This is a genomic window from Moraxella ovis, assembly GCF_900453105.1.
In the GTDB taxonomy this organism is placed as follows: domain Bacteria; phylum Pseudomonadota; class Gammaproteobacteria; order Pseudomonadales; family Moraxellaceae; genus Moraxella; species Moraxella ovis.
On record NZ_UGPW01000001.1, the window covers coordinates 827,569 to 839,032 of the forward strand.

Annotated in this window: 12 protein-coding genes; 7 read left to right on the forward strand and 5 right to left on the reverse strand. The window is 45.1% G+C overall.

From position 1 onward, the window contains the following. Positions 1–31: 31 nt before the first annotated feature. Positions 32–562 carry an inorganic diphosphatase gene (locus DYD54_RS04155; RefSeq protein ID WP_046696791.1) on the reverse strand — a complete coding sequence of 177 codons (531 nt, stop codon included), beginning with the start codon at positions 560–562 and terminating at the stop codon, positions 32–34. A 54-nt stretch (positions 563–616) separates the two neighbouring features. Beyond that, entirely contained in the window at positions 617–1,357 is a 741-nt protein-coding gene (gene lipB, locus DYD54_RS04160) for a lipoyl(octanoyl) transferase LipB (RefSeq protein WP_063513865.1), read from the reverse strand. A gap of 205 nt (positions 1,358–1,562) precedes the next feature. On the opposite strand from lipB, the gene pncB reads away from it, so the two are divergent. Further along, positions 1,563–2,777, forward strand: coding sequence for a nicotinate phosphoribosyltransferase (gene pncB, locus DYD54_RS04165; RefSeq protein WP_063513866.1), 1,215 nt, complete (start codon positions 1,563–1,565; stop codon positions 2,775–2,777). A 66-nt stretch (positions 2,778–2,843) separates the two neighbouring features. Here pncB and xseB read toward each other — a convergent pair whose 3' ends face one another. The 3 genes from xseB to DYD54_RS04180 form a co-directional block, all read right to left on the reverse strand. After that, complete coding sequence (xseB, locus tag DYD54_RS04170) at positions 2,844–3,047, reverse strand: exodeoxyribonuclease VII small subunit (protein ID WP_063513867.1); 204 nt, start codon at positions 3,045–3,047, stop codon at positions 2,844–2,846. 158 nt (positions 3,048–3,205) lie between these two features. Beyond that, complete coding sequence (locus DYD54_RS04175) at positions 3,206–4,663, reverse strand: NAD-dependent succinate-semialdehyde dehydrogenase (RefSeq protein WP_063513868.1); 1,458 nt, start codon at positions 4,661–4,663, stop codon at positions 3,206–3,208. Positions 4,664–4,865: 202 nt separating this feature from the next. Further along, entirely contained in the window at positions 4,866–5,957 is a 1,092-nt protein-coding gene (locus tag DYD54_RS04180) for an endonuclease/exonuclease/phosphatase family protein (protein ID WP_228703597.1), read from the reverse strand. Positions 5,958–6,245: 288 nt separating this feature from the next. Here DYD54_RS04180 and DYD54_RS04185 point away from each other — a divergent pair, with 288 nt between their 5' ends. The 6 genes from DYD54_RS04185 to DYD54_RS04210 all read left to right on the forward strand — a co-directional run bounded on the left by DYD54_RS04185 (position 6,246) and on the right by DYD54_RS04210 (position 11,460). Next, on the forward strand, positions 6,246–7,691 hold the full coding sequence (locus DYD54_RS04185) for an SLC13 family permease (protein ID WP_063513870.1): 1,446 nt from the start codon (positions 6,246–6,248) through the stop codon (positions 7,689–7,691). A gap of 209 nt (positions 7,692–7,900) precedes the next feature. Further along, positions 7,901–8,218, forward strand: a complete 318-nt coding sequence (locus tag DYD54_RS04190) for a PepSY domain-containing protein (protein ID WP_147285066.1) — start codon at positions 7,901–7,903, stop codon at positions 8,216–8,218. 176 nt (positions 8,219–8,394) lie between these two features. Beyond that, the gene (gene pyrH / locus DYD54_RS04195) at positions 8,395–9,120 is read left to right on the forward strand and encodes a UMP kinase (protein ID WP_036362078.1); all 726 of its coding nucleotides are present in this window, start codon (positions 8,395–8,397) and stop codon (positions 9,118–9,120) included. A gap of 36 nt (positions 9,121–9,156) precedes the next feature. Further along, positions 9,157–9,711, forward strand: coding sequence for a ribosome recycling factor (gene frr / locus DYD54_RS04200; protein ID WP_036362080.1), 555 nt, complete (start codon positions 9,157–9,159; stop codon positions 9,709–9,711). 133 nt (positions 9,712–9,844) lie between these two features. After that, a complete protein-coding gene (uppS, locus tag DYD54_RS04205) occupies positions 9,845–10,609 on the forward strand; it encodes a polyprenyl diphosphate synthase (RefSeq protein ID WP_063513872.1) in 765 nt (254 codons plus the stop codon). Between the two features lie 2 nt (positions 10,610–10,611). Further along, positions 10,612–11,460, forward strand: coding sequence for a phosphatidate cytidylyltransferase (locus DYD54_RS04210; RefSeq protein ID WP_063513873.1), 849 nt, complete (start codon positions 10,612–10,614; stop codon positions 11,458–11,460). Positions 11,461–11,464 lie beyond the last annotated feature (4 nt).

The window sequence follows — 11,464 nt, forward strand, 5'->3', positions numbered from 1 at the left end:
TGCCCTTGTTTTTTTGATAATCTGCCAAAGATTATTTTTCAGTCCAGCGTTTTTGACTTTCAACGATGACTTTCTTGGCTTCGGCAGCATCGAAGAATCCTTCAACTTTGGTGGTGCCAGCTTTTTTAAGGTCTTTGTAGTGATTGAAGTGGAATTCTAGCTGTTTGATGAATTGCGCAGGTAGGTCTTCGATGCTGTTATAAGCATTGCCATTGTTGCGATCATCAGCTGGTACGACGATGACTTTATCGTCCACTTCGCCATCATCAACGAACTTCATCACGCCAAGCACTTTGGCTTTTAGGAAGATTCCCGTTGGCAGAGGTTGTTCGGTGAAGATTAGCGCATCTAGCTCATCGCCATCTTCATCTAGGGTTTGTGGAATGAAGCCGTAGTTGCAAGGCTTGGCAAATGCAATCGGTTCAACACGGTCAAGCTCAAAGCAAGCCAATTCTCGGTTCCATTCGATTTTGTGGTTAGAGCCTGCTGGAATCTCAACGACCACGTTGATAACGCCGCCATCAACATCGCCTGCGTCTAGAATTTGGTTAAAGTCTGCCATGGTGCACTCCAATAATATGAATGAATAAGAATGAAAAACCTTGCTATTGTAATATCAAATGGCGCGAAGTGCAATTGCTCCTTTATGCCGCTTTTGAATATTTTTGATGAATTCGCGCATAAATTCTGGCGTGTCATTAGCATCAAATTTGCCAAAGCTTGCCAATTTCACCATGCTCATGCCAGCATAACCGCAAGGGTTGATGGCATTAAAAGCTGATAAGTCATTGGTCAGATTAATTGCAATGCCGTGATAGCTGTGACCTTGCTTGATTTTAAAGCCCAGTGAGGCGATTTTACCAAGCATGTCATTGGTCTGGTTATAGATGTAGACCCCAGGCGCATCACGGCGGGCGCGTGCGATGAGCTCATCAGGTAGGTATTCGTTTACCACGTCTTCGATCGCTTGCTCGGCATGACTGACCAAATCTCGCACGCCCATGCCAAGCGCGTGCAAATCCCACAGCCAATATACCACAAGCTGACCTGTGCCGTGCCAAGTGACTTGTCCGCCTCGGTCGGTCTTGATGATGGGTGTGTCAGTCTTATATAGGATGTGTTCTTCTTTGCCTGCTTGACCTAGCGTATACACGTCTTGATGTTCAACGATCCACAATTCATCAGCGGTCTGACTGCCATTTTTTTTGGCATTGATGCGAGCTAGGGTGCGTTCTAGCATGGCGTCGTGCGTGGTATTGTATTCGGCATCTGGATGGGTAGAGATGGTTAGAGTATCAGATTGTAATTCTTGGGTGCTAAAGCTAGGCAAGCCCAAAGAGATGGCTGAGGTATTCATAGTTTAATTGGTGAAAATAAAATGTATTGTACTCTCATTCTTGGAATTTTTTAAGATGAACTTTAAAAAATCTGGTGAAATTTTGGGTTAAAAAGATTTTTTGAGAAAAATTCTCATAATTTTGTAACATTTTGCCCAAAAACGATGCAAATGAGCGGCTTTTTAGGTATGATAGCCGATATTTTGGGATTTATTTTGGAAAGCCATGAAAAGCACCGAGCCGATCATTACTTCATTGTTGGATAATGACCTTTATAAATTCACCATGCTCCAAGCGATGCTGCATCAATTCCCGCAGACGCACGGCGTGTATCGTTTTCGCTGCCGCAATAACGAAGATACGGCTTATCCTTTGAGTCAGATTAAGGATGATCTGGAGGCTCAGCTTGACCTATTGTGTCAGCTTTCATTTAGTCAAGATGAGCTTGATTATCTGCGTGGGTTGAGATTTATCAAGTCTGATTTTGTGGATTATTTGGAGCTGTTTAAACTTAAACGCCGCTTTATCAAAGTGTCAATCGATGATGAAAATCGTCTGAACATCGACATTGAAGGTCCGATGATTCAGGCGATGTTTTTTGAGATTTTTGTACTTTGTATCGTCAATCAGCTGTATTATGAGCGTTTGAACGATCCTAATGCGCTAGCGCAAGGTCAGAAGCTGTTGGATGAAAAGGTGCAAACCTTAAAGCATTTTGAGATGCTTCAACAATCTGACCTTCGGAATCCGCCGTTCATCGTGGCAGACTTCGGCACGCGTCGCCGCTATTCCAAAGACTGGCATTACCATGTTGTGCGTACGCTGTCTAAGGAATCTCCGTCGATCTTTCGCGGCACATCTAACGTGTATCTTGCTAAGGAGCTTGGCATTACTCCGATTGGCACGATGGCGCATGAGTTCATGCAGGCGTTTCAGGCGCTGGATGTGCGTCTGCGCGACAGCCAAAAAGCCGCGCTGGAGGCGTGGGTGCGTGAATATCGTGGGGATTTGGGCATTGCCTTGACCGATGTGGTGGGGATGGATGCGTTTTTGGAAGATTTTGATTTGTATTTTGCCAAGCTGTTCGATGGTCTGCGTCATGATTCGGGCGACCCTTATGAATGGGGTGACAAGGCAATCGCGCATTATGAGATGCTAAAAATTGACCCAAAAACCAAAAGCTTGACTTTTAGTGATGGCTTAACGCTTCAGAAGGCTTGGGATCTACATCAGTATTTCAAAGAGCGCATTAAGACAGGCTTTGGTATCGGCACGAATCTAACCAATGATATGGGTTTAAATCAGTTAAACATCGTCCTAAAATTGGTGGAATGTAATGGTCAGCCTGTTGCTAAGCTCTCTGACAGCCCGGGTAAGACGATGATTCAAGACGATACTTATCTGGCCTACCTAAGACAGGTATTTGGTGTTAAAGAATAACGGATATTAGATAAATCAAAACACCACGCTCGGCAATCGGGCGTGGTGTTTTATTGTGGGAAAGGGTTATTTTTCTGATTCATCATCGAACGCTTCTGCCAATGCTTTTTCGACCGCAAGGATGCGCTCTTGGCAAATTTTATAGGCTTTGATGGATTCTTCGACAGTGTTGACTAGATTGTCAATATCCAGATCGTCTGTTTTTTCTAATTGCTCAGCGTTGGTTTTTAGGGTTTGGTAAGCATCTTTAAAGGTTGGTTTTTTTGCCATGAGTATTCTCTGTGTTTGGATGTCTTATTGTAATGGATAATTGGTGCTTTGTTAAGGACGTCCTTATTTAGTGGAGTGATTAAATACCTGTCAAAGATTAAATGATTGCAATTATATGCAACCCTTAGCAAGAATAAAACTTGCCAAGGGTTAATCAATTAACTGACATCTACACACCAGTATTTGGTACTGATGTATTCATCCATGCCGTATTTTGAGCCTTCGCGACCAAAACCTGACTGCTTCACACCACCGAAAGGTGCAACCTCTGTGGATAGCAGACCTGTGTTTTGGGCGACCATGCCATATTCTAGACCTTCGGAGACTCGCCAGGCGCGTGCATGATTCTTAGTATAAAAATATGCTGCCAAGCCATAGATGGTGTCATTGGCTTGCTTGATGACTTCTTGTTCATCATCAAAGACAAAGATGGGCGCGATGGGCGCAAAAATCTCCTCGTGAGCGATGTCCATGTCATCGGTGATGTCTGTGATGACGGTGGGCAAGAAACAAGTGTCATGCGTAGGATGGGAGGTGCCACCCGTGATGATGGTTGCGCCTTTGTCTGTGGCGTCTTTGAGGAGGTTTTGAGTTTTTTCTAGGGCGCTTTGGTTGATTAGACAGCCAACATCTGTACTGGCATCAAGACCATTACCAACGGTTAAGCTTTCTACTTGAGCTTTGAATTTCTTGATGAATTCATCTTTGATGTTGCGGTGGACATAGATGCGGTTTGCACACACGCAGGTTTGTCCCGCATTGCGGTATTTGGAGGCGATGACACCATCTACTGCCTTATCGATATCGGCATCATCAAAGACGATGAACGGGGCGTTACCGCCAAGCTCCAGCGAGAGTTTCTTGATGGTGCTGGCGCATTGCTCCATCAGAATGCGACCAACTTCACTAGAGCCGGTAAAGGAGAGTTTCTTGATGCGCTCGTCTTGGGTTAGGACTTTGCCGATTTCGCTGGATTTGCCTGTGATGATGGAAAGCACACCATCAGGAATGCCAGCTTGTTTGGCAAGGTGTGCTAAGGCTAGAGCAGAAAAAGGCGTCTCTGTGGCAGGTCTAACCACCATCGTACAGCCTGCTGCCAGTGCCGGCGCGACTTTGCGAGTGATCATCGCTGATGGGAAGTTCCAAGGCGTGATGGCAGCGCAGACGCCGATGGGTTGTTTTAGCACCACGTAGCGCAGGCTTTTGTTGGCGCTTGGAATGACATCGCCATAGACACGCTTGGCTTCATCGGCGAACCAGCGTATGAAGCTGTTGGCGTAATTAATCTCACCACGTGCTTCTTTTAGGGGTTTGCCCTGTTCTGTGGTCATGATGATGGCGAGATCATCAGCGTTGTCATCGATCAGATCAGCCCAGCGATGCAGAATGGTTGCGCGTTCGCTTGCGGTTTTGGCTGACCAGTCGGCGAGCGCCAGCTCCGACAGTCGAACAGATTCTTTGGTCTCGTCGGCGCTTAAACTAGGCACAGAACCGATACGCTCACCTGTAAATGGGTTCTTGATTTCTAAGGTCTTGCCAGAGCTGGCAGACTGCCAGATGCCTGCGACAAATGCCTCTTGGCGAAATAGTTTGGGGTTTTTTAATAATTTATTCATTACGACACCTGTTAGTTTTAAGTGTATTTAATTGGCGTTTTGCTTTTTTGATATGCACGCTACAACACAACTTAGCACCGTTTTTTGTTTTATACAAGTGCTTTATTGCTTTTATATTCCGTTGTACATGCGATGATTGGTGCAAATATAATGATTATTTAAAATGATATTAATGCAAGAAAACCTTTACATGGCGGACTGATCAATACTTCTCTTTAACGATTTGTTTGATCGGTTCGCTTTTATCAATCTTATTTAGCGCTTCTTGAATCTCATCGCTGTCAGCGTTAGGTTCTTCTTGGGTTAGGACTGCTTTGGGATGGTATTGAAATTTACCATAGACAGGGAAATGATCCGAGCCAACACTGGGCAGAACTTTAATCGTGTGCATCATAAAGTCATGACTATGGAAGATGTGATCAAGCGGCCAACGAAATAGGGGGTATTTGGCATGAAATGTATTAAAAAATCCACGTCCTTTACGCGGGTCAAGCAGTCCGCTAATCTCTTGAAATAGCTGCGATGTGGATGACCATGCCACATCATTAAGATCCCCAAACACCAAAACAGGCTCATCCATGAACTCAATCTCACGCCCCACCAATAACAGCTCAGCATCCCTGTCCGTGGCAGTGGCTGACTCGGTTGGGCTTGGCGGCATGGGATGCAGGCAGTAGATGTGTAAATATTCGCCCGATCTAAGCTTTACTTTCGCCTTGATGGATGGGATGTCTTCGGTGACCCAATGGCGCACTTCGACATCTTCTAGGGTGAGCCTGCTGTATAGATGCATGCCATATAAGTTATCCAGCGGAATCTTGGCAGTGTGCTCATAGCCATCTTGTTCTAGCACGTCCATTTGGCTTTGCCACCAGGCGTCGCTCTCAAGAGTCAGCACGATGTCTGGCTGATGATCGTGAATCTGTGCTAATAATAGGTGGGATTTTTTGTTGGAGGTTAGAACATTACAAATCAGCACAGATAGAGTTCTATCGTCTTCATTACCTTGATAAATCTGCACTTGTGGGCGAGTCAGCGGGGTGTAGGCGATGATTTGCGCTGTCTGATAAATTAAGCAGATGACATTAGCAATGGCAAGCGCCCAAAACGCAGAGCCAATGTGACTGGCAAATAATAGATTTAAAGGAATGCTGATTGGGCTGACGATCGCGATCTGCAGGCGTGGAAAATCAAAAATACGAAACACCCAATGATCGTGTTTAATCAATGGCAAAATCGTTGTGATGATTGGCACAAACATCACGCTTGTTAATATCCAGTCTGCTGCACTCAAGGTCGTCTCCAAATTAGTTTTTTAGTATAAACAAAGTTCTTGTGTTGGTAAAGCTAAATTAAGACGAGAAGTGCACCAAAACCATCAGTAACCTTACTTTAATTAGTCTGTCTAAATTAAATTGTCACAGTAACAATAAATTATTTTGCCAATTGTAACCTTTATGTTATTATAGCGTAATTATGTGCGTATGGAACTGTTTGCGCGTAAGCATTTTGCATTGTTTAAGTGAATTTGCATAGAGCCGTGGACGAATTTCGCCCATGGTTATTTTTTTAAGGAATGAATATGGTTCAATCAACTCAAGAAAAAGAGACTGATTTTTCGCTTAGAACCGACTATCAGCATAACGACGACCAAACACCGCCATCTGGCAAGGTTCGTTCTGATGCGGTAAAAGGCATCGTCATTACGGCAATCGCTGCGATCATCGCATACTTTTTGGCAACGAGTATTTTGCCGTTTGAGCCATTGGTAAATAAAGGTCTGGCGCTTGCTACCTTTATTGGTATTTTGTGGCTAACAGAAGCCATCCACATCACCGCAACGGCAATCTTAGTGCCAATGCTTGCCATCTTTATCGGCATTCCAGAATATGACACCAAAAAAGCATTAACCAGCTTTGCTGATCCGATTATTTTTGTATTCTTTGGTGGTTTTGCGCTTGCTGCTGCCATGCACGTTCAGAAGCTTGACCGCAAGATCGCCTTTGGTCTTGTGGGCTTGGCGGGTGGTCATCTTGATCGTGCGATTGTGATGATTTTTGCGGTAACTGCATTTTTGTCAATGTGGATCAGTAATACAGCAACTGCTGCGATGATGCTGCCGTTGGCAATTGGTCTATTGAGCCATGTTGACGTGAGCAAAGATCGCAATACCTTTATCTTTGTACTTTTGGGTATTGCATACTCAGCGTCTATCGGCGGTATTGGTGCACTGGTTGGTTCACCGCCTAACGGCATCGCTGCCAAAGAGCTTGGTCTTGACTTCATGGGCTGGATGAAATTTGGTGTGCCAGTTATGCTGGTATCTTTGCCAGTTTTACTGGCTGTGATGTACTTGATTCTACGTCCAAACCTTAGCCATAAAGTTGGCCTTGTGTACGAAGACATTCCTTGGACGATGCCACGTGTGATGACCATTGTTGTCTTTGTCATTACTGCGATTTCGTGGATTTTTGGTAAGCAGCTGGGCGAGATGTTCGGCTTTAAATCACCAGATACAGTGATTGCGCTGTTTGCTGCTGTGGCTGTACTGATGCTAGGTCTGGTAAGCTGGAAGCAAGTGTCTGATAACACTGACTGGGGCGTACTCATGTTGTTTGGTGGTGGTATTGCGCTATCAGGTATTATGAGAGACACAGGTGCGTCAGCAGTATTGGCTGAGCAGATTTCTGGTGGTCTCGCAGGAGCATCAGCGTTCATCGTGATTCTAGTGGTGGCTGCATTCATCATCTTCTTGACGGAGTTTACCACAAACACCGCATCTGCTGCACTACTTGTGCCACTGTTCGCACCTATTGGTACTGCACTTGGCTTGCCGCCAGAGATTCTTGTGATGGTGATTGGTATTGGTGCATCGTGTGCATTCATGATGCCTGTTGCGACCCCGCCGAACGCGATTGTTATGGGTACAGGTCATATCAAGCAGGGCGACATGATGAAAGTCGGATTCTTCTTGAACTCGGCTGCTGTCGCTATCGTAACCATCATGGCGTATTTGCTTTGGATGTAATATCATTCAAACTCAAAAGACATCCCAAATGGGGTGTCTTTTTTATTGCTTGTTAGCCTTTGGTTGCTTTTGTGTAACAATGTATATCAAAGCGTAAGCTTGACTGATTTATCTGGGCTGTCGTGATATACTATGTCAACTATTTTTGGAACTTACGCTTTATTTTATTGTGATATTTATTCTCAAAATACCCATCTCGTGAGTAGCCTGTGCAAAAAATACTAGCAATATTCCTAGCGATGTGCATACCGATGTTTTCAATGTTCGGTGCACCTGTGTGGGCGAATACCACTAACGATGATGCCGATAGTCTTCTACAAGCGTACGATCGTGCCGAATTTACGCAAACTCGTGCCAAAGCCATCCGAAAACTTCAGGAGCGTGGCTATCAAGTTCACAGTATCGAACTGCAAACACACTATGGCAAACCCGCCTTTGTCAATTACACCTCAAAAAACGGCGTGCGTTATACTGTCACCTTAACCTACCCGAATCTAAAAATCGTCCAAGAGCGTCGCGCTAATTAAGAATTTATCTAAAAATACGACTCGATTTTTCTTGTAAAGCTCAATCAAACACCTGTCTGTCACATTTAGTTTTCATCAAAAGAAAATTATCCAAACCGCCCAAAATGTGTTAAAATTATGACAATTTGTCTAGTAGCTTTAAGACAATTTATTGTTTAATATCAATCGGGGTCGGTATGTCTGATAAAAATCCAAAATTCTCTCGCATTCTCTTAAAATTGTCTGGTGAGGCCTTAGCGGGCGGCCGCGACATGGGGATTGATGCATCTATCCTGGATCAAATGAGCCTATCAATCGCGCACCTGCGTGGGCTTGGTGTGCAAGTGGGTATCGTTGTTGGTGGCGGTAACCTATACCGCGGCAGCACCCTTCAAAAAGAAGGCTTGGTAGGTCGTGTTACTGGCGATCAGATGGGCATGCTGGCGACTGTTATGAATGGTCTTGCCATGCGTGATGCACTGGTACGCCGTAACATCAAGACACGCCTGATGTCTGCACTGTCTATCTCGACCATCGGAGAGCCTTATTCTAGCCGTGAGGCGATTCGTCACCTTAATAATGGCGAGGTGTGTATTTTCGTCGCGGGCACAGGCAACCCATTTTTTACCACTGATACGGCGGCTTGCTTACGTGGTATTGAGATCGAAGCCGGTCTAATTCTAAAAGCAACCAAAGTCGATGGCGTATATGACAAAGACCCAAGCGTGCACGAAGATGCAGTCAAGTATGACAGCCTGTCATTCGATGAGGTGCTTGAGCGTAAATTAGGCGTGATGGATCTGACTGCGATCGCACTTTGTCGTGAGCACAATGTTCCTCTTCAAGTCTTTGACATGAATAAGCCAAATGCGCTGCTTAATGTCGTCATGGGTGAAGCTGAAGGCACGCGCGTTTATCACTAATTAGGTTTTGAGTATTGTTAATTTAAGGAAATTTATATGTTAGATGACATCAAAAAAGACGGTGAAAGCCGTATGCAAAAATCACTAGAATCATTGGAAAATGCCTTTGCAAAACTGCGCACAGGACGCGCTCACCCAGGCGTTCTATCAGGTGTGATGGTAAGCTATTATGGTTCTGACATGCCGCTCAACCAAGTGGCGAGCATCAACGTTGAAGACAGTCGCACATTATTGGTTCAGCCGTTCGATCGTTCAATGGTACAAGCTGTAGATAAGGCGATCCGTGAGGCAGATTTGGGTCTTAACCCAATGACTGCAGACGTGATTCGTGTGCCAATGCCTGCACTGACCGAAGAGACTCGTAAAGACATGCAAAAAATCGCTCGTGCTGATGCCGAGTCTGCTCGTGTGTCTGTACGTAACATCCGCCGTGATATGCTGGGCGACATCAAAAACTTGGTCAAAGACAAAGAAATCTCAGAAGATGATGAGCGCCGCGCTGCTGACGTTATCCAAAAACTAACCGATGATTTCGTTAAAACCATTGATACGCGCTTGGCCAAAAAAGAAAGCGAGTTGATGGAAGTTTGATAATTTTGGCTTAATTTTATACCAATAAAATTAAGCCGCAAGACTTATGCAAGTTATGATGATCGGCTTGGCTGATTTGATATAATATTGTGTAAGTCTTTGTTTTTATTATTTATCATAAAAAAGTGTGATTATGTCTGATACCCATTTACCGCCGCTTAGCATCACCCCAAAGCACATCGCCATCATCATGGATGGCAATAACCGCTATGGCAAGTCCCAAAACTTAGCCACTGGGCAGGGTCATGTCAAGGGCAAAGACGCACTTGATCCGATCGTGGAGCATTGTCTGCAGCGTGGTGTGCAGGTATTGACGGTATTTGCCTTTTCGTCGGAGAATTGGGCAAGACCTAAGGCGGAGGTGGATCTGCTGATGGATCTGTTGGCGCAGACCATTCATGAGCAGATGCCTAGAATGCATAAATATCGCATTCGTCTAAAATTCATCGGTGAGCGTGAGCATTTAAGTGATAAGCTGGCTACACTGATGGCAGATGCTGAGCGTGAGACCGCGCAATTTGATGCGATGACATTGGTGATCGCCATCAGCTATGGCGGTCAATGGGATATTGCTAATGCTGCAAAAATCTTGGCGAAAGATGCTATTGATGGCAAGATTAATATTGATCAAATTGATGCTGACGCTCTTGGTAATCACATCCAATTATCAGACTATCCACCAGTGGATATGTTGATTCGCACAGGTGGCGATTATCGCATTTCTAACTTTCTTTTGTGGCAGATCGCCTACGCTGAGTTGTTTTTTACCCCGACGCTTTGGCCGGAATTTGGCTGTGATGAGCTTGATGAGATGATGCAGGCATTCGCCAATCGTGAACGTCGATTTGGCAAAACAAGCGAACAAATCGCCAATGATGGACAACATACAAGGAGCTGACCGTGTGGCAACGTATTAAAACTGCCATTGTTTTGGTGTTGATTGTGGGTTTTGCATTATTCGCAAGCTCAAAGCCTATTTTTGTCATTCCTTTGTTGTCGGTCGGTGTGCTCATCGCTGCGCACGAATGGACGAAACTCATGCCAAAGTGGAAGCAGCCAATGCTGTTCGTGCTGATCGCATTGATCGTGACGATGGTGTCGATTTTTGTGCCGCAGACTTGGGCATTCTGGTGGGGTGCGTCGCTCATTATCTGGACGATGGCGTTACTGTGGGTGAAGCAGTACCCGAATAAAGAAAAATGGTATGGACGTCGCTTGGTCTATATGGGCGGCGTGATACTGACTGCAGCGATCACGGCCATGTATGGGCTTTGGCAGATGTCGCCTTGGTGGCTCATGTATGTGTTCTTATTGGTGTGGTGTGCTGACAGTGGTGCGTACTTTGTGGGACGTAAATTTGGTAAACGCAAGCTTGCACCTAATGTCTCTCCGAATAAGAGTGTTGAGGGTCTGATCGGAGGGCTTGTGACATCAGGTGTTGTCGCAGCCATTGTGGGTCAGTATTTGCAGTTATCTGGTGGTGCTTTGGCGTGGTTCTTGGCATTATCTGCGGTGACGGTAGCAGCGAGCGTGCTTGGCGATCTGTTTGAATCGATGTTAAAACGACGTGCTGGCATTAAAGACTCAGGCAATATCCTGCCAGGTCATGGTGGTGTCTTGGATCGTATTGATTCGTTATTGTCCGCTACGCCTGTGTTTGCGCTGAGTTTTTGGTCACTGCTTGAGATGGGTGTATTCACTGAAGTTTGGATAAAAATGCACATGGCGAGCTTATCGCAGATTTTATAATTTA